The 16,840-nt window shown below is 67.1% G+C and carries 17 protein-coding genes; 7 read left to right on the plus strand and 10 right to left on the minus strand.

The features are described 5' to 3' along the window. The first annotated feature begins 39 nt into the window (after positions 1-39). Entirely contained in the window at positions 40-1,857 is a 1,818-nt protein-coding gene (locus tag FHS79_RS05690) for a DUF885 domain-containing protein (RefSeq protein ID WP_184196703.1), read from the plus strand. Positions 1,858-1,864: 7 nt separating this feature from the next. Here FHS79_RS05690 and FHS79_RS05695 read toward each other — a convergent pair whose 3' ends face one another. Beyond that, entirely contained in the window at positions 1,865-3,886 is a 2,022-nt protein-coding gene (locus FHS79_RS05695; RefSeq protein ID WP_184196706.1) for an AsmA family protein, read from the minus strand. A gap of 143 nt (positions 3,887-4,029) precedes the next feature. On the opposite strand from FHS79_RS05695, the gene FHS79_RS05700 reads away from it, so the two are divergent. Together FHS79_RS05700 and FHS79_RS05705 are read left to right on the plus strand one after the other, a co-directional pair. Next, positions 4,030-4,464 (plus strand): pyridoxamine 5'-phosphate oxidase family protein, encoded by a 435-nt coding sequence (locus FHS79_RS05700; protein ID WP_184196709.1) that lies wholly within the window; start codon positions 4,030-4,032, stop codon positions 4,462-4,464. Between the two features lie 114 nt (positions 4,465-4,578). After that, complete coding sequence (locus FHS79_RS05705; RefSeq protein WP_184196712.1) at positions 4,579-5,013, plus strand: hypothetical protein; 435 nt, start codon at positions 4,579-4,581, stop codon at positions 5,011-5,013. A 2-nt stretch (positions 5,014-5,015) separates the two neighbouring features. Here the strand turns inward: FHS79_RS05705 and egtD are convergent, their stop codons facing one another. The 5 genes from egtD to gluQRS are packed head-to-tail and all read right to left on the minus strand — an operon-like array spanning position 5,016 to position 9,003. Then, complete coding sequence (egtD, locus tag FHS79_RS05710; protein ID WP_184196714.1) at positions 5,016-5,981, minus strand: L-histidine N(alpha)-methyltransferase; 966 nt, start codon at positions 5,979-5,981, stop codon at positions 5,016-5,018. A 9-nt stretch (positions 5,982-5,990) separates the two neighbouring features. Next, positions 5,991-7,271: an ergothioneine biosynthesis protein EgtB gene (gene egtB, locus FHS79_RS05715; protein ID WP_184196717.1), complete on the minus strand. Its 1,281-nt coding sequence runs from the start codon at positions 7,269-7,271 to the stop codon at positions 5,991-5,993. 45 nt (positions 7,272-7,316) lie between these two features. After that, the gene (locus FHS79_RS05720) at positions 7,317-7,871 is read right to left on the minus strand and encodes a cob(I)yrinic acid a,c-diamide adenosyltransferase (protein ID WP_184196719.1); all 555 of its coding nucleotides are present in this window, start codon (positions 7,869-7,871) and stop codon (positions 7,317-7,319) included. A gap of 28 nt (positions 7,872-7,899) precedes the next feature. After that, positions 7,900-8,100 carry a twin transmembrane helix small protein gene (locus FHS79_RS05725; RefSeq protein ID WP_184196722.1) on the minus strand — a complete coding sequence of 67 codons (201 nt, stop codon included), beginning with the start codon at positions 8,098-8,100 and terminating at the stop codon, positions 7,900-7,902. A gap of 9 nt (positions 8,101-8,109) precedes the next feature. Continuing rightward, entirely contained in the window at positions 8,110-9,003 is an 894-nt protein-coding gene (gene gluQRS, locus FHS79_RS05730) for a tRNA glutamyl-Q(34) synthetase GluQRS (protein WP_184196724.1), read from the minus strand. 122 nt (positions 9,004-9,125) lie between these two features. Here gluQRS and FHS79_RS05735 point away from each other — a divergent pair, with 122 nt between their 5' ends. Continuing rightward, complete coding sequence (locus FHS79_RS05735; RefSeq protein ID WP_184196727.1) at positions 9,126-9,722, plus strand: HNH endonuclease; 597 nt, start codon at positions 9,126-9,128, stop codon at positions 9,720-9,722. On the opposite strand, the gene FHS79_RS05740 is transcribed toward FHS79_RS05735, so the two are convergent. The 4 genes from FHS79_RS05740 to FHS79_RS05755 are packed head-to-tail and all read right to left on the minus strand — an operon-like array spanning position 9,695 to position 13,380. Then, on the minus strand, positions 9,695-10,483 hold the full coding sequence (locus FHS79_RS05740; protein WP_184196730.1) for a precorrin-2 dehydrogenase/sirohydrochlorin ferrochelatase family protein: 789 nt from the start codon (positions 10,481-10,483) through the stop codon (positions 9,695-9,697). The two genes, FHS79_RS05735 and FHS79_RS05740, sit on opposite strands and share 28 nt — an antisense overlap. Before the next feature lie 17 nt (positions 10,484-10,500). Continuing rightward, entirely contained in the window at positions 10,501-11,589 is a 1,089-nt protein-coding gene (locus FHS79_RS05745; RefSeq protein ID WP_184196733.1) for an NAD(P)/FAD-dependent oxidoreductase, read from the minus strand. Next, positions 11,586-12,260, minus strand: coding sequence for a methyltransferase domain-containing protein (locus FHS79_RS05750; protein ID WP_207792233.1), 675 nt, complete (start codon positions 12,258-12,260; stop codon positions 11,586-11,588). The genes FHS79_RS05745 and FHS79_RS05750 overlap by 4 nt, the downstream gene beginning before the upstream one ends. Positions 12,261-12,273: 13 nt before the next feature. After that, entirely contained in the window at positions 12,274-13,380 is a 1,107-nt protein-coding gene (locus FHS79_RS05755; RefSeq protein ID WP_184196736.1) for a type III polyketide synthase, read from the minus strand. 193 nt (positions 13,381-13,573) lie between these two features. On the opposite strand from FHS79_RS05755, the gene gatC reads away from it, so the two are divergent. The 3 genes from gatC to gatB are packed head-to-tail and all read left to right on the plus strand — an operon-like array spanning position 13,574 to position 16,825. After that, positions 13,574-13,861 (plus strand): Asp-tRNA(Asn)/Glu-tRNA(Gln) amidotransferase subunit GatC, encoded by a 288-nt coding sequence (gene gatC / locus FHS79_RS05760; RefSeq protein WP_184196739.1) that lies wholly within the window; start codon positions 13,574-13,576, stop codon positions 13,859-13,861. Positions 13,862-13,871: 10 nt separating this feature from the next. Then, the gene (gatA, locus tag FHS79_RS05765; RefSeq protein WP_184196742.1) at positions 13,872-15,344 is read left to right on the plus strand and encodes an Asp-tRNA(Asn)/Glu-tRNA(Gln) amidotransferase subunit GatA; all 1,473 of its coding nucleotides are present in this window, start codon (positions 13,872-13,874) and stop codon (positions 15,342-15,344) included. After that, positions 15,341-16,825, plus strand: coding sequence for an Asp-tRNA(Asn)/Glu-tRNA(Gln) amidotransferase subunit GatB (gene gatB, locus FHS79_RS05770; RefSeq protein ID WP_184196745.1), 1,485 nt, complete (start codon positions 15,341-15,343; stop codon positions 16,823-16,825). The genes gatA and gatB overlap by 4 nt, the downstream gene beginning before the upstream one ends. Positions 16,826-16,840 lie beyond the last annotated feature (15 nt).

Raw genomic sequence — 16,840 nt, forward strand, 5'->3', positions numbered from 1 at the left:
GGTCCGATACCCCGGCCACAAATCCCGGAGACCATCATCATGCAACGCCGCACCTTCCTCGCCAGCACCGGCGCCCTCGCCCTCGCCCCCACCATCGGCATAGCGCAAACGGCCGGCGCCGCAGACGCCGCCCTGCGCACCCTGCTCGACGACATCTTTTACCAGCGCGTCGAGGCCAACCCCACCCAGGCGACCTCGCTCGGGCTCGATACCGGCCCCCGCGCAGCGCTGCGCTCGCAGCTCGGCGACGAGTCGCTGGGTGCGCGAACCGCCGATCTGGCGCGCGACAAGGCCGCCCTCGCCCGGCTGCGCACCATCGACCGCGCCGCCCTCTCTCCGGAGGCGCAGGTCGATCATGAAGTCGTCGAATATCAGCTCGTCCGCGGCATCACCGGCGCCGAACGCTTCACCTATGGCAGTGCGGGCGGCCGCTACGCCCCCTATGTGCTCACTCAGCTCACCGGCCCCTATCGCGAAGTTCCCGATTTCCTCGATTCGCAGCACCGCATCCGGCCCGGTGCCAGTGCTGCCGCCGATGCCGATGCCTATATCGCGCGGCTGCGCGCCTTCCCGGAAACCATAGACGACAGCAGCGAGGCGCAAGCCGCCGATGCCGCGCGCGGCGTCTTCGCCCCCGATTTCATCCTCGATACCACCCTCAAGGTGATGGGCTCGCTCCGCGACCAGCCGCCGGAAGCCACCGTTCCCGTCCGCGCCTTCGCCACCAAGCTTGCCGCCGCCAATCTGCCGGCAGACCGCGTCGCGGAAGCCACCGCCATCATGCGTGACGAAGTCTTCCCCGCGCTCGATCGCCAGCGCGCCCTCGTCACCAGGCTGCGCGCCAACGCCACCCACGATGCCGGCGCCTGGCGCTTGCCCGATGGCGAAGCCTATTACACTGCCGCCGCCCAGGCCGCGACCACCACCACGCTGTCCGGAGACGATATCCACAAGCTCGGCCTTGCCCAGGTCGCCGAGATCAGCGCCCGGCTCGATCCGCTGCTGCGCGCCCAGGGCCTCACCCAGGGCACCGTCGGCGCGCGCCTCGTCGCCCTCAACGAGCGGCCCGATCAGCTCTTCCCCAACACCGATCCCGGCCGGGAAGCCCTGCTGGCGCAGCTCAACGCGCAGATCCGCGCCATCCAGCCGCGCCTGTCCGAGCAGTTCGCCACGCTGCCGCAAGCCCCGGTCGAAGTCCGCCGCGTGCCTGAATCGATCCAGGCGGGCGCACCCGGCGGCTATTACCAGTCCGCCACCCTCGATGGCTCGCGCCCCGGCATCTATTTCATCAACCTGCGCGATACCTTCGACCGGCCCAAGTTCGGCCTCGCCACTCTTACCCATCACGAAGCCGTGCCCGGCCATCATCTGCAGGTGATGCTGGCGCTCGAATCGACCGCCATCCCGCTCATCCGCCGCCGCGCCAGCTTCAGCGCCTATACCGAAGGCTGGGCGCTCTACTCGGAGCAGCTCGCCGACGAGATGGGGATGTACGAAGGCGATCCGCTCGGCCAGATCGGCTTCCTGCAATCGCTGCTGTTCCGCGCCACACGGCTCGTCGTCGATTCCGGCCTGCACGCCAAGCGCTGGAGCCGCGAAAAGGCCACCGACGAACTCATCGCCACAACCGGCATCGCCCGCGGCCGCAGCCAGGGGGAGATCGACCGCTATTGCGTCTGGCCGGGCCAGGCGTGCAGCTACAAGATCGGCCACACCGTCTGGGCACGGCTACGCGATGCCGTAAAGGCGAAGCAGGGCGCGGCCTTCGATCCCAAGGCCTTCCATTCCGTGCTGCTGCAAGGCCCGCTGCCGCTCACCGTCCTCGAGCGGCTGGTGGAAAGGCGCTTCCTGGCCTGATCGCGCTTTACTCGGGCTTGCCGGTCCCCACATCGGTTCGCGGCTTGCCGCGCTTCGTCGTCTGCGCCTCGGCCGTCGCAGCCGCCAGGATCGGTCCACAGGCAGCACCCTTGGCATCGCCGATATCGACAAATGCCAACAGTGCCGCAGGAGGCGCTGCAATGGCAGCCAGCCCAAGCCCGATTCCCGCGCGGGCAAGCAGTTGCGGGCTGATCACCTGAAGCTCGGGTCCTGCAAAATGCCCGCCGATCCGCACCGGGGACTGGCCCGAGAACAGGCTGAACTTCTTGGCATCCGCCCGGAACGCCACGTCGAGCTCCTCGGTCAGGAAGCTGAAGCCACCACGGCCGGTCATCACATTCTTGCGCGTGTCGATGAGGATCGGGTCGGCCGTCGCCACGCCGTTGTTGACCGTGAACGCCACCAGCCCGCAGTTGATCCGCACCGGCTCCTTCAGCTTGTCCTCGAACATCTTCTGGATGAAAGTCCCGAAATCGAGCTCGGCCAACTGCACATTGCGCGTCCAGAACGTCCCTTCGGGGATCACGAAGGCAATCCGCCCCTTCGACGTGCCGAGCGACGCATGCAGCGTGTCGCCGTCGCCCACCAGCTCCATCCGGCCCTTTATCGTGCCATTGGTGCCCGCCTCGTCGACCCCATAGCCGCCGAGCAATTGTGCAAGCGGCGTCACGCCCAGCCGCACATCATAGGTCGTCCGCGCCGGCCGCCGCCGCCAGTCGATGCCGATATCGGCCGCGACCTTGCCCCGAGCCATGGTGAAGGTGAACGGTGCAAGCGTAAGCAGCCCGTCATCGAGCTTCACAGTCACCGCCACATCAATAACCGGCACCGAATTCGACCGGACCCGGCCTACCGTGTAGCGCGCATCGGCATCGAAAATCCGCAAGCCTTCGGCGCGCAGGCTCGCATCGGGCAGCATTCGCTCGGCCGCCGCCCCGCTTGCCGCCGCAGCCGCCTCGAAACCCCGCGCCGCCACCAGATCGGGATTATAGCCGATGAAGGGTGCCACATCGAGAATATCGAGCGTCTTCGTCGTCAGGTCGGCGTCGATATGAACGCGCGGCCGGCCGTTATCGACCGTGAAGGCCCCGGCTATATCGCTGTCCCCGAAAACTCCCTGCAGCCCGGTGAAGCGATATTCGCTGCCCTGCTTCACCAGCTGCGCCGTCGCCGCATATCGGCGGGTGTCGGGAATCACGATCCCGATGATCCCGAGCAGGTCGGCTGCATTGCGCCCCCGCGCCGCGGTGGCCAGCGGCACCCCCTCGATCTCGGCCAGGCTCGGAAGCGTGCCCTTGATGTCGATCACATCGGTCGCCGTCCTCGCCTGCACCACCAGCCGGTTCTCGCCCAGCGCCACCGTCGCATCCGGGCTGAGCAGCGCGCCGGCCAGTGTGAACGGCGTTGCACGCAGCTTGCCCGTGCCCTTGAACCGCACCGCATCACCGATGCTGCCATTGCCGGCCTCGACCGACGCAAAATCCAGGTCCGCCATAAACTGCAGCTTCGGATCGCGGTATCGGACCTTGGTCCCCGCCACCAGCGCCCGGTCGATCAGCGGCAGCTCGAGCGGCTCGCCTTCGCCGTCAAAGGTCCAGCTGTTGGCGCTGCCATCGGCATTCCATTCGAGGTCGATCACGCCATCCTGCACATCGAGCCAGCGCAGCCGCCGCTTGCCGAACAGCAGCGACAGCGGCGCCACCTGCATCTCGATCCGCCCGGCCTGCACAAGCGCGGGCTGGCTCGCCCATTCCGGGTTGGACACCCGCAGCCCCTCCGCCAAAAACTTGATCTGGAACGGCGCAAAATACAGCTGGAAATCGCCCGCAACCGCAATCTCGCGCTCGGTCATGCCACCAGCGATGCTCTCGAACGGCCCTTTCAGGAACCGGCCCTTTGTCACGAACAACAGCAGCCAGATGCCGAAGACCAGCGCCACCAGCCCAAGCAGGATGTTGCGCAGCAGCCGCACGCGCTGCTCCCGAAGCGGCCTATCAGCCTCGATCATGCCACGTCCTGCCACGCCGTTCCTTCTCCATGCCAAGCTCGCGTCCGGATAATGCCTCGAGGCTGGCCGTCGGCTGAACGGGTGCAACCGTTCATCAGTTCCGCCACTTGTCTGTACAGTTCCCGCATCAAATGGATATACCCATGGCCAGCAAGACCGTCACCGACATCGCCGCAGCCATGCGCGATATCGATTTCACCATGCTCTTCACCCGGAGCGAGGATGGCACCCTCGCCGGCCGTCCGATGAGCAACAACCGCGACGTCGATTTCGACGGCGACAGCCACTTCTTCAGCTACGAACATGCCCGCACCATCGCCGACATCGAGCGCAATCCCGTCGTCGCCATGTCGCTGCAAGGCAAGTCCGGACTTCTCGGCAAGCCGCCGCTCTTCATCTCGATCCAGGGCGACGCCACGCTGATCCGCGACAAGGCAGCGTTCGAAGCCCATTGGACCAAGGATCTCGACCGTTGGTTCGAACAGGGAATCGACACGCCGGGCGTGGTTCTCATCAAGGTCCACGCGTCCCGCATCCATTATTGGGATGGCACCGACGAGGCCGATCTCATTCCATGATCACCACAAAAGTCGAGAAAACCACTTGAAACGCGCCAGTTCAAACACATCTGGAGAGAATGAAGCGCAAAAATGCGCAAATATCGGCCCATTTGTTCATTGGGGAGAAAAACAATGTCCATGATCCTGTCCCTCATCGCATCCGCCACCCTGGCACAAGCAATGCCGGCGGCGGACCTTCGCCACACCATGCCGCTTGCGCTGCGCAGCGGCACTGCCACAGCCAGCTATGCCGCAGTGCCCGACGTTACCTATCGCCAGATCGGCATGGACGCCGGCACCCGCATGAGCAGCAAGCGCTGCCTCTGGACCGCCACCATGGCTGTCGAACGCACCCTCCAGGGCAGCGCCGCCGCCGCCAGCCGCACCCTGCCCGCCGAGAAGATCTTCACTGGCAGCCGGCCCGGCGCCTGTCGCCAGCAGGAAGCGACGATCCACCGCGAAGTGGCGGCACGCGCCCCCGAATTCCGGGAGCGCCTGTTGGCACTTGCAGCAGAAGACCATCGCACGCTTGTCGATGAACTGCGCGCCGCCGACGCCGCCAACTGAGGCTAGGGTTCCAGCCGCGCGGTATCGATCCGCCAGAGCTGGAGGCTGAACCACCCACGGTCATCCTCCCAGCTCTGCACCGGCGCCCATCCCGCGGCCCGGCCGAGCAGACGCACCGCCTCCAACGACCATTTGTGGCTGTTCTCGGTATGGATCGTCTCGCCGGCGCGCAGGCTGAAGGTCTGCCCCACCGCCTCGAAACCGGTGTCGCACAGCGCTTCGAGGTGCATCTCGATACGACTGGCCGCAGCGTTCCACATCGCACGGTGCCGGAAATCACCGAGCCGCACCGTGCCGGCGAGTTCACGGTTGATCCGCGCCAGCAGGTTGAGATTGAAGTCCGCGGTCACCCCGGCGGCATCGTCATACGCCGCTTCGAGCACTGCCACGGGCTTGTCCCCGCCCGGCGCCAGGTCGAAGCCGATCAGCAGCCAGCTGTCGGCACCGAGCAGGCCGCCGAAGCCGCGCAGCAGGTCCACCGCCGCACCCGGCGCCAGATTGCCGATCGTCGAGCCGGGAAAGAAGCCGAGCCGCGGAAGATCGGCGCGCGGCAGCGCAAACCGCTTGGTGAAGTCCGCCACCACGGGCCGGACATCCAGCCCCGGAAAATCGGCCGCCAATGCCGCCGACGAGGCCCGCAGAAAGTCCCCCGAAATGTCGATCGGCACATAAGCGGCGGGCGCGATGGCCCGCAGCAGCAGCGGCGTCTTGGCCGATGATCCGGACCCGAACTCCACCACGGCACGACCTGCGCCGACCCGCGCTCCCACATCGGCCGCGCAATCGGCAAGAATGCCTATCTCGGTGCGTGTCGGATAATATTCCGGCGCATCGGTGATCGCCTCGAAAATCTCGGAGCCGCGCCGGTCGTAGAACCAGCGCGCCGGAATCACCTTTTGCGGTTGGGCCAGCCCCATGCGCACATCGCGTGCAAAGGCAGCATTCTCGAAATCATCCGCATCCGCCATACGCCCTACTCACGCCCCAAACTGAACATCGCGTGCGAGACGCACGCCGGAAAACTGCCACCTCGCGGTCGGCGGAAAGAAATTGCGCGTGCTCGCCCGGCTGCTGCCGCGCGGCGTGGCGCACGATGCGCCCTTCAGCACCATCTGCCCGCTCATGAACTTGCCGTTATATTCGCCGACCGCCCCCTCGGCGACGCGGAAACCCGGATAGGGACGGAACGCACTCGCCGTCCATTGCCAGCAATCGCCGAACATCGCCGGCGTGCCATGCGGCGCCACCGCCCCGGCACGGTCGAGCTGGTTGCCACCGCGCGGATCATGCCCGGCCGCCGCCACCTCCCATTCGGCTTCGGTCGGCAGCCGCGCGCCCGCCCAGCTGGCAAAGGCATCGGCCTCGAAGAAGCTGATATGCGTGACCGGCGCGTCCGCATCGAGCATGGCGCGGCCCGCAAGCCCGAAGCTCGACCACCAGCCTTCTTCGGCGCGCCAGTGCAGCGGTGCTGTGATCGCCTCGGCCTGCCGCCACGCCCATCCTTCGGACAGCCACAACGCCGGCTTGTCATAGCCGCCGTCGGCAATGAAATCCGCCCAGTCGGCATTGCTCACCAGCCGCTCCGCCAGCGCGAACGGCTGCAGCAGAACATCATGCGCCGGGCCTTCGCAGTCGAAAGCGAAGCTCTCGCCTGTTCCCTTGCCCTGATGGCCGATGCGGTGGATGCCGCCCTCGTGCTGCGTCCAGCCGACATGCCCCGCCAGCGACGCCGATGCGCGTGGCGCCGGCCACAGCGACGGTTCGCACGGGTTGGCTGCCATCGCATCGAGAATATCGGTCAGCAAAAGCTCCTGGTGCTGCATCTCATGGTGGCAGCCCAGTTCGAGCAGTGCCAACCGGTCTGCCGGCAGCGCCTCGGCCACACGCGCCACCGCAGCATCGACATGCGCACGCCATGCGAGCACGTCGGCAAGGCTCGGCCGGGTGATCATGCCGCGCCGGTGCCGAGCCAGTCGCGGCCCCACGGCCTCGTAATAGCTGTTGAACAGGAAACCGAACGACGCATCGAAGGGGCGATAATCCTCGATGCCGGCAAGCACGAAGGTCTCGAGAAACCAGCTGGTGTGCGCCAGATGCCATTTCGCCGGCGAGGCATCGGGCATCGACTGCACGCTGGCATCGGCGTCGGACAGCGGCGCGACAAGCGAAACGCTGCGGGCACGAACATCGTGGAACAGCGCCATCACAGAGGCCGTGCCGGTGTCCGAAACCAGCGTCAGGGGCTGCGAGCTTGCCATATGGTCTCCCTGCGCAATGCGATTGCTGTCAGCTCGGCACCCGATTCAACGGTTGGCGCCGGGCACCCACAGGATATCGCCGCTCGCCACATTGGCCAGCCTTGCCAAGACAAACAACAGGTCGGACAATCGGTTCACATAACAAAGTGCCACATCCGACAAATCCTCCCCCGCAGCGCGTGCCGCCACGGCGTCGCGCTCGGCCCGGCGACAGATGGTGCGCGCCAGATGAAGTGCGGTGGCACAGGGCGTGCCGGCCGGCAGGATGAAGCTCGTGAGCGGGGGCAGCACTGCGGTGGCGGCATCGATCTCGGCCTCCAGCCGCGCCACCTGTGCCGCCACGATCCGCAACGCGCCCGGCACATCGCCCGGCGTCGCCAGATCGGCGCCCAGGTCGAACAGGTCGTTCTGCACCCGTGCCAGCGCTTCGGCGATCTCTTCGGGCGCCGTGATCCGGGCAAGGCCGATCGCCGCATTGGTCTCGTCGACCGAGCCGACCACCTGCATTCGCGGATCGGCCTTGGAGCGGCGCGAGCCATCGACGAGCCCGGTCGAACCATCATCGCCGGTGCGGGTATAAATGCGGTTGAGCTTGACCATCAGAACCTCCGGGACAGCGACGCCGGCGTCAGGCCGGACGGTTGACCAGGAACAGCAGCACGATGAACACGATCGCCAATGCCTGGAAGGCGACCCGGTAGCTCATCATCTTGTTGGAGGCCTTGCCGCCGATATCCTTGCCGCGCGCCATGATGATGATCCCGCGCGCCAGCACGCCCAGCGTCGCCAGCGCTGCAAGGACCATGAGAATGATGAGAGCTGCCTGCATCCGCCATCATTAACCCTGAAAGGCCGCAGCCGCCATCGCAAACCTCGGCCACATCCGGGCGGATTGCCGCAGCGCCGCCGCCAGCATCGGAGTCCATGCCGCAACCAGCGCATCCGGCGACGCGTCCGCAGCCCGCCGGTCCGCCAGCGTCACGGCCTTGTCGCGCTTCGCCAGCCGCTTGCCATCGGGTCCGAGCAGCAGCGGGTGATGATGGTAGCGCGGTCCCGGCAATCCGAGCAGCGCCTGCAGCAGCCGCTGGCCATGGCAGGCGGGCAACAGGTCGTCGCCGCGCACCACATCGGTGATGCCCTGTGCCGCGTCATCGACCACCACCGCGAGATGATAGGCCACGCCGGCATCGCGCCGCGCCACGACGAAATCCCCGAGCAACGAGGGATCGACCGCGACCCGCCCTGCCCCCGCATCCTCGAACCACAGCGGCCCCGCCAGCGCCGCCGCCTGCACTGCATCAAGCCGCCACGCCGCATCTCCGGTCGCCTCGTCACGGCCCCGGCAGGTGCCGGGGTAGAGCAGGCCCTCGGGCCCATGCGGAGCATTGCCGGCGGCGGCGATGTCGGCGCGGGTGCAGATGCACGGGTAGATCACCCCCAACCCCCGCAAGTGTTCGAGTGCCGCTGCATAATCTGGCAGCCGCTCGCTCTGCCGCCACACCGGGCCATCGGGGTGCAGCCCCAGCCAGTGCAGATCCTCCAAAATGCCCGCTGCATGCTCGGGCCGGCAGCGCAAAGTGTCGATATCCTCGATCCGCGCCCGCCAGCGCCCACCGGTTCCCTGCGCCAGCGCCCAGCCCAGCATCGCCGAAAAGCCATGCCCCAGGTGCAGCGCGCCGGTCGGGCTCGGCGCGAAGCGTGTGACAATTTCATCAATATGCTGTGTTGTCATTTGCGTGACACACGAACTGTTGTATATCCCGCCAAACCACGGAATTGGCCGCCGATCGCGGCCTTGAGTGCGACAGGGCCTGTGGTCATCGGCTGATCCCGTAAATGGGAGACGGCGCAGCCATGTATCACCCCGATATCCTTTCGCCCCCCGAACATGCGCCCGATTTCCTCACCCCGCCGGAAGGCTGCCCGGCACTGGTGCTCAATGCCGATTTCACCCCGCTCTCCTATTATCCGCTGTCGCTCTGGCCATGGCAGACCGCGATCAAGGCGGCGTTTCTCGAGCGCGTCGATATCGTTGCCGAATATGATCGCGTCATCCGCTCCCCCAGCTTCGAGATGCGGCTGCCCTCGGTCATAGCACTCCGCCAATATGTGCGCCCTGCCAGCCACCCGGCGTTCACGCGGTTCAACCTGTTCCTGCGGGACAAGTTCGCCTGCCAATATTGCGGTGCGCACAATGATCTCACCTTCGATCATGTGGTGCCGCGCGCCTATGGCGGCCGCACCACCTGGGCGAATGTGACAACCGCCTGCGCACCGTGCAACCTCAAGAAAGGTGGTCGCACCCCCGCCGAGGCGCATATGCATATCCGCTCGCGCCCGCACCAGCCGACCACCCACCAGCTTCAGGAGCATGGCCGCGCCTTCCCGCCCCACCATCTCCACGAAACCTGGCGGGACTATCTCTACTGGGACACCGAGCTGCTCGCCTGAGGCCGGAGCACGACGGTCAGCCCTTCAGGCAACTTATCGGGCAGCACTTCCAGCCGAACGGCATCGCGCCGCGCCCGGTCGGTCACCGCCGCTGGAACGCCAGGCAGCACCAGCAGCGCATCGCAGCGACCGAGTGCGGCCAGCGCATTGAGGCTGAGCTCGCCGGGATCGTCGCTGGACACCATGATCTCGCGCAGTTCGGTCACCGCCGCAGAGCTGCCGGCAATCGCCGCTGCCACTGCAGCCTCGGGCGCCGCCAGCGGCCGCAACGGATCGAGCGCCCCGCCCTCGGCCAGCGACCGCTCCCACAGCCGCCGCCGGTCGGAAATAGCCGGATGGGCCGCACTCGCAGCCCTTCGCGCCCCCCCGATGGCCCGTGCAAGCCCCCCGAGCGATGCCGGCAACAACCCCTCGAGCCTCCCCCGCAACGCCCGCGCCAAACTCGCGGAAGCCCCCCCGGTCGAGATCGAAACCACCACCGGTGAGCGGTCGATGATCGCCCCCATCAGAAAATCGCTCATCGCCGGCCGGTCGACGACATTCACCAGCAACCCCCGCGCCCGCAGCCGCGCCGCCGCCGCCGCCGCTTCGACCTCGTCATCGAGTGCCACATAGGCAAGCACCGCATCCCCGGCACTTTCATCGCACCCGACACCACCGGCCGCCTCGACAAGCCGCAGTTTCGCCGCCGCCGCCTCGCCGTCGCCGACCATGATGACCTTGCGGCCGGCAAGCGGCACGAAGAGGGGAAGCACATCCATGGCGTCGCTCTGCCGTTTCAGCCTGCCACCGGCAAGGGTGCGGGCGCCACAACCCGCGTCCAGCGCGCCAGCAGCGCCATGGCCGCCGGCACCGCCCCCAACCCGGCGAGCAGCGCAAAGCGCCCGGCGGGGTGCATGGCAAAACGCTGCAACCGCGTCGCCAGCCGCACCTGCCGCGCCGTATCGCGCCGCAACTGCGCCTGGAATTGCGCAGCATTCGCCCCCGCCGCCACCATCGATCCCGCAAGGGCGCCGCCGTGCAGCGCCATCGCCATGCCATCACCGCAAAAACTGGGGATCACCGCCGCCTGGTCGCCGAGCCGCCACAGATCGTCGCCCGCATCCGGGCGCGCGAGAAAGCCGTAAGGCACGCCGGAAATCGTCAGCGGCTTCGCCAGCAACGCCTCCGCCTCGGCGAGCCGCGCCAGCCCCGGCTCGGCGAGCAGTGCGGCAAACAGCCCCTGCCAGCCACCGCCCTCTGCCTGCAAGCGCCCCGCCTCGACCAGCAGGCACAAATTCACCCGCCCACCCTCGACCGGCTGCAACCCTGCATAACCCCCCTCGAACAGCGTCACCTCCACCGCACTGCCGATCCGCGCCGCAATAGCCGGGGCCCGGAAAAACATCTTGAAGCCGATCAGCCCGGAAATCGTGCCGGCAGTGTCGCGTTTCATGCCCCGCATCTCATGCTTGCCGGTCGCCAGCAGCAGCGACCCACCAAGCTCGCCATCGCTCGTCACCGCCCGGCCATCCGCCAGATGCCGCACGGTCACTCCACGCCGCACATCCGCGCCCTGCCCCTCGGCATGTTCCAGAAGTGCCGCATCGAGCACCCGCCGGCTGATGCCGGTCGCCACGAACGGCAGCCGCACATCGACCGTCCGCTGCCCCGAATGCAGCCGCATCCGGTCGATCGGCGCCCCGCCAAGCCGCGCCAGATCGAACCCCAGCCCCGCCAGCATCGCCCCCGCCTCGCCGGACAGAAACTCGCCGCAGATCTTGTCATGCGCACCGGCCTCGCGTTCGAGCAGCAAAGCCCCCGAACCCAGCCGCGCCGCCGCCGCCGCACCCGCCAACCCGCCGCCGATGATGACAGCGCGATTCATCGAACGCTTTCGACCCCCCAGCGGAACGGAAAATGCCAACTGACGCCCGCGCGCACCCCCGCGGCATCCAATAATCGCCCCCAATCGCCCCTGGAGAACCCCCGACGCACTGACAGGGCCCCGTCATGACGGACAATCGGATGCCATCCGGCCACCGTGCTCAGCAGTTGATACCCCCGATGCGCCACCCAGTGCCGATGCAGATCGTTGATGAACCACCCGCGCCGCGCCGTGCCATCCATCCAGCGAATGAAGTCCACCAGCTCTTCATCCCCCATGTGATGCGCCACCAGCGAGGAGATGATGAAGTCCGGTGCCGGCGCATGTCGCGCATCGCCGGTGACGAAGTCGATCCCCAACCCGGCAGACGCCGTTCGCGCCACCGCCGCACTGTTCGGGTTCAGGTCATAGCCCGTCAGCGCCACCACCTTGCCGGCCCCAGCCGCCCAGCGCGCAATTGCCCGCAGCATGTCCCCATGCCCGAAGCCGATGTCGATCAAACTGAACGAATCCAGCCCCTTGGTCGCCCGCACCAGCCAGTGCAATGTCATCGGCCGTGCCATCGTCACGGTGTTCACCCGCGCCAGATCGCCCAGCACCTGCGCATAAGTCGCCGGCGGCAGGTCCGCCGCATCCATCAGCTCTGGATCATGGGCGCGCGCCGTCAGCATTACACAGTCAGCATCACACCGTGGTGAAGCGGAAGCTCTCCGCCGCCAGCCCCGGCCCGAACGCCATCGCCATGCCGGGAGCAGCCCGCGGCGTCTCCCCCGCCTCCACGCCCGCCATCAACCGCTGCAGCACGAACATCAGCGTCGCCGAGCTCATGTTGCCGCAATCATGCAAGACATCGCGCGACCCTTGCAGGGCATTCCCCTGCAATTCGAACCCCTTGTCCACCGCATCGAGGATCGTCCGCCCCCCGGCATGCACCGCCCAAAGCGCAAAATCCTCCGGCCGCTGCCCGCGCAGCAGCCCCTGCCCGTCGTTCCGCCCTGCCTCGGTGGCGAGTGCGCGCTGGATACGCCCCGGCACTTCGCCCGAAAGATGCATGTCGAACCCCTGGTCGCCGATCCGCCAGGTGATTGCGTCCGCCGAATCCGCGATGGTGGCAGCGCGGAAATCCTCGAGCGCCAACCCCTCCGGCTCGGCCGTCACCAGTGCTGCCGCACAGCCATCACCGAACAACAGCATCGACAGGATGCGCTCGAGCTCGGTCGTCTCCTGGAAGTGCAGCGTGCACAGCTCGAGATTGACCACCAGCACCCGCGCTTCCGGCTCCGAGCGCACAAAATGGTGCGCCAGCCGCAACGCGTTGACCGCGGCATAGCACCCCATGAACCCCACCAGCGTCCGCTCGACGGATGGGTCGAGCCCGGCAGCGCGCACGATCATCTGGTCGAGCCCCGGCGCGACAAAGCCGGTGCAGCTCGCCACCACCAGATGGGTGATCCGCCCGCGCTCATCGGCATCGAGCCCCAGTTCGTCGATCGCCTGCGCAGCAAAACCCGGCGCAAGTGCCTCATAACGCTGCATCCGGGTCGCAGTGCTGGGGAAGGCGCCAGGGGTGTAGAAACCCTGCTTGTCGGCCAGAAAACGGTTGGGATTCTCCACCGGCTCAACATAGCTCCAGCGGTGCGCAATGCCCGCGCGGCCGACCATGCGGCGGAACAGCAGCGCATCACGCCGCTCCTCGATCAGATCACCCACGAAGCGCATGAAGGCATCGTGCACATCATGCGGCGGAAGTGCTGTGCCGATCCGGTTGATATGCGCCTTGGCCATCGTCATGCATGTCTCCTGACCCCCGTTCGTACAGGTGCCTGTCATTGATACGGCTGGCAAGGCGGCGTGGGCGCACGGGGCGTCCCGGCAACGACACCATCCAAAGCCCCGGTGACGGGCATTGAGGAACCGCCACTGGCCTGCTAGCTGCTATGCATGAACCTGCTGCACCGCACCCCGTTCCCCCGGAGCTTCCCTGATGTCGGTTGACGACACCACCGTGCGCCGCATCGCCCGCCTCGCCCGCATCGGCATTACCGACGCCGAGGTGGCGCCTCTCGCCGCTGAACTCTCCGCAATTCTCGGCTGGGTAGAGCAACTTGCCGAAGTCGATACCAGGGGTGTACCGCCGATGGCCGCGGTGATGCCGAAGCGCCACGAATGGCGCGACGATGCCGTTACCGATGGCAATGTGCGCGAGGCCGTGCTCGCCAATGCCCCAGAAGCGCTTTCGGGTTTCTTCGCCGTGCCGAAAGTGATCGAATGAGCGTGATCGAATGAGCCTGACCGATCTCACCCTCTCCGCCATGCGTACCGGTCTCGCCGCGCGCGAATTCTCGGCATGCGAGCTGACGCAAGCGCATCTGGACGCGATGGCCGCCAACCGCCACCTCAACGCCTTCACCGTGGAAACGCCCGAGCTGGCGTTGGCACAGGCCGGTGCCGCCGATGTCGCACTCGCTTCCGGCAGCGCAGGATCGCTTGCCGGCATCCCGCTCGGCATCAAGGACCTTTTCTGCACCAAGGGCGTCGAGACCACTGCCGCCAGCCGCATCCTCGAGGGATTCGTGCCGCAGTATGAATCGACCGTCTCGGGCAAGCTGCTGGCTGCCGGCGCGGTGATGCTCGGCAAGCTCAACCTCGACGAGTTCGCGATGGGCTCCTCGAACGAGACGAGTGCCGCCGGCCGCGTCATCTCGCCGTGGAAGGCCATCGGCTCGGATGCCGAGCTCGTCCCCGGCGGCTCCTCGGGCGGCTCGGCATCGGCAGTGTCCGCCCGGCTCGCCGCGGGCGCCACGGGCACCGACACCGGTGGCTCGATCCGCCAGCCCGCCGCTTTCGTCGGCATCACCGGCATCAAGCCCACCTATGGCCGCTGCTCGCGCTGGGGCGTGGTCGCCTTCGCCTCCTCGCTCGACCAGGCCGGGCCGATGGCGCGCACCGTCGAGGATTGCGCGCACATGCTCACCGCCATGTGCGGCCATGACCCGAAGGACACGACCTCGCTCGACCTGCCGGTCCCCGATTTTGCCGCTTTGCTGAACGCCGATCTGCGCGGCAAGAAGATCGGCATCCCGAAGGAATATCGCCTCGACGGGCTCGACCCGACGATCGCGAAGCTCTGGGACGATGGCCTGGCGTGGTTGCGCGCTGCCGGTGCTGAGCCGGTCGAGGTATCGCTGCCGCACACCAAATACGCGCTGCCGGCCTATTACATCATCGCTCCCGCCGAAGCCTCGTCCAACCTGGCGCGCTACGATGGCGTGCGCTTCGGCCAGCGAGTGATGCCCGAGGGCGGCAGCCTTGCCGACATGTACGAAGCGACCCGCGCCGCCGGCTTCGGCAAGGAAGTGAAGCGCCGCATCATGATCGGCACCTATGTGCTGTCGGCGGGCTTCTACGACGCCTATTTCACACAGGCGCAGAAGGTCCGCACGCTCATCGCGCGCGATTTTGAAGCCGCGTTCGAAGTCTGCGACCTGCTGCTCACCCCCACCGCCCCCAGTGCCGCCTTCGCCTTTGGTGCCAAGGTCGATCCGCTCGACATGTATCTGAACGACGTCTTCACCGTGCCCTCCTCCCTGGCCGGCCTGCCTGCCATGTCAGTGCCGGTGGGGTTGAGCGCCGATGGCCTGCCGCTCGGGTTGCAGATCATCGGCCGCCCGCTCGATGAACAGGGCGTGCTGGGTGCCGGGCTGGCGCTGGAACGTGCCGCCGGGTTCACCGCCAAGCCGGAGAAGCGCGCATGAGCTGGATCGTCAAGGGCGAGACCGGCGATTGGGAAATCGTCGTCGGCCTCGAAGTGCATGCGCAGGTGACCGCGGAATCGAAGCTGTTCTCGGGTGCCGCCACCGGCTTCGGCGCGGAGCCGAACACCCAGGTGAGCCTCGTCGATGCCGCCATGCCCGGCATGCTCCCCGTGCTAAACGCCGAGTGCGTGCGCCAGGCCGTCCGCACCGGGCTGGCGCTGGGCGCCGAGATCAACCGCGTCTCGGTGTTCGACCGCAAGAATTACTTCTACGCCGATCTGCCGCAGGGTTACCAGATCAGCCAGCTCTACCACCCGATCGTCGGCGAAGGCGCGCTCGACATCACCCTGTCGGACGGCACCACGAAGTCGATCGGCATCGAGCGCATCCATCTCGAACAGGATGCCGGCAAGTCGGTCCACGATCTCCATCCGGCGCGCTCGTTCGTAGACCTCAACCGCTCGGGCTGCGCGCTGATGGAAATCGTCTCGCGCCCCGATATCCGTTCGCCCGAAGAAGCCGGCGCCTATGTCGCGGCGCTGCGCCAGCTGCTCCGCTACGTCGGCAGCTGCGACGGCAACATGGACGAAGGCTCGATGCGCGCCGACGTCAACGTCAGCGTCCGCCGCGCTGGTGCCCCGTTCGGCACGCGCACCGAGACGAAGAACGTCAACTCGGTGCGCTTCATCATGGCCGCGGTCGAGGTCGAGGCCAAGCGCCAGGTGGCGCTCATCGAGGGCGGCGGCACCGTTGTGCAGGAAACGCGGCTGTTCGACCCCGGCACCGGCACCACCCGCTCGATGCGCAGCAAGGAAGACGCCCACGACTATCGCTATTTCCCCGATCCCGACCTGCTCCCGGTCGAGCTGACCGAGGATTATATCGACGCCTGCCGCGCGACCCTGCCCGAACTGCCGGTCGCCAAGCGCCGCCGCTATGTGGAGGCGCTCGGGCTTACCGATTATCTCGCCGATGTGCTCACCGCCGAAAAGGCCAATGCCGCCTGGTTCGAGGCGCTGAGCGCCAGCCTCGCCACCCGCAGCGGCAAGCCGGAAGCCGATATGGCGAAGACCGCGGCCAACTGGATTGCGTCCGAACTGTTCGGCGCCCTGAAGCGGCTGGGCAAGGACATCGACACAGCCCCGGTGACCCCCGACGCCGCCGCCGAGCTGCTGGCGCTGGTGGCCGATGGCACCATCTCGAACACCGTTGCCAAGACGGTTTTCGAAGCGATGCTCGAAACCGGGGAAGGTGCCGCGGCGATCGTCGATGCCAAGGGCCTCCGCCAGGTGTCGGACACCGGCGCCATCGATGATGCCATCGCCGGCGTCCTCGATGCCAATGCGGACAAGGTCGCGCAGTATCGCGGCGGCAAGGAAGCGCTGTTCGGCTTCTTCGTCGGCCAGACGATGAAGGCGATGGGCGGCAAGGCCAATCCGGCGCTGATCAACGAGCGATTGAAGGCGCTGCTCGCGGGCTAGGCTTCACACAGCCCC

This window comes from Polymorphobacter multimanifer (assembly GCF_014205635.1).
GTDB lineage: Bacteria > Pseudomonadota > Alphaproteobacteria > Sphingomonadales > Sphingomonadaceae > Sandarakinorhabdus > Sandarakinorhabdus multimanifer.

Bases quoted from the DNA above. Each gene is read 5' to 3' on its own strand.
- FHS79_RS05690 (WP_184196703.1), top strand. From the start codon at position 40: ATGCAACGCCGCACCTTCCTCGCCAGCACCGGCGCCCTCGCCCTCGCC.
- FHS79_RS05695 (WP_184196706.1), bottom strand. From the start codon at position 3,886: ATGATCGAGGCTGATAGGCCGCTTCGGGAGCAGCGCGTGCGGCTGCTG.
- FHS79_RS05700 (WP_184196709.1), top strand. From the start codon at position 4,030: ATGGCCAGCAAGACCGTCACCGACATCGCCGCAGCCATGCGCGATATC.
- FHS79_RS05705 (WP_184196712.1), top strand. From the start codon at position 4,579: ATGTCCATGATCCTGTCCCTCATCGCATCCGCCACCCTGGCACAAGCA.
- egtD (WP_184196714.1), bottom strand. From the start codon at position 5,981: ATGGCGGATGCGGATGATTTCGAGAATGCTGCCTTTGCACGCGATGTG.
- egtB (WP_184196717.1), bottom strand. From the start codon at position 7,271: ATGGCAAGCTCGCAGCCCCTGACGCTGGTTTCGGACACCGGCACGGCC.
- FHS79_RS05720 (WP_184196719.1), bottom strand. From the start codon at position 7,871: ATGGTCAAGCTCAACCGCATTTATACCCGCACCGGCGATGATGGTTCG.
- FHS79_RS05725 (WP_184196722.1), bottom strand. From the start codon at position 8,100: ATGCAGGCAGCTCTCATCATTCTCATGGTCCTTGCAGCGCTGGCGACG.
- gluQRS (WP_184196724.1), bottom strand. From the start codon at position 9,003: ATGACAACACAGCATATTGATGAAATTGTCACACGCTTCGCGCCGAGC.
- FHS79_RS05735 (WP_184196727.1), top strand. From the start codon at position 9,126: ATGTATCACCCCGATATCCTTTCGCCCCCCGAACATGCGCCCGATTTC.
- FHS79_RS05740 (WP_184196730.1), bottom strand. From the start codon at position 10,483: ATGGATGTGCTTCCCCTCTTCGTGCCGCTTGCCGGCCGCAAGGTCATC.
- FHS79_RS05745 (WP_184196733.1), bottom strand. From the start codon at position 11,589: ATGAATCGCGCTGTCATCATCGGCGGCGGGTTGGCGGGTGCGGCGGCG.
- FHS79_RS05750 (WP_207792233.1), bottom strand. From the start codon at position 12,260: ATGCTGACGGCGCGCGCCCATGATCCAGAGCTGATGGATGCGGCGGAC.
- FHS79_RS05755 (WP_184196736.1), bottom strand. From the start codon at position 13,380: ATGACGATGGCCAAGGCGCATATCAACCGGATCGGCACAGCACTTCCG.
- gatC (WP_184196739.1), top strand. From the start codon at position 13,574: ATGTCGGTTGACGACACCACCGTGCGCCGCATCGCCCGCCTCGCCCGC.
- gatA (WP_184196742.1), top strand. From the start codon at position 13,872: ATGAGCCTGACCGATCTCACCCTCTCCGCCATGCGTACCGGTCTCGCC.
- gatB (WP_184196745.1), top strand. From the start codon at position 15,341: ATGAGCTGGATCGTCAAGGGCGAGACCGGCGATTGGGAAATCGTCGTC.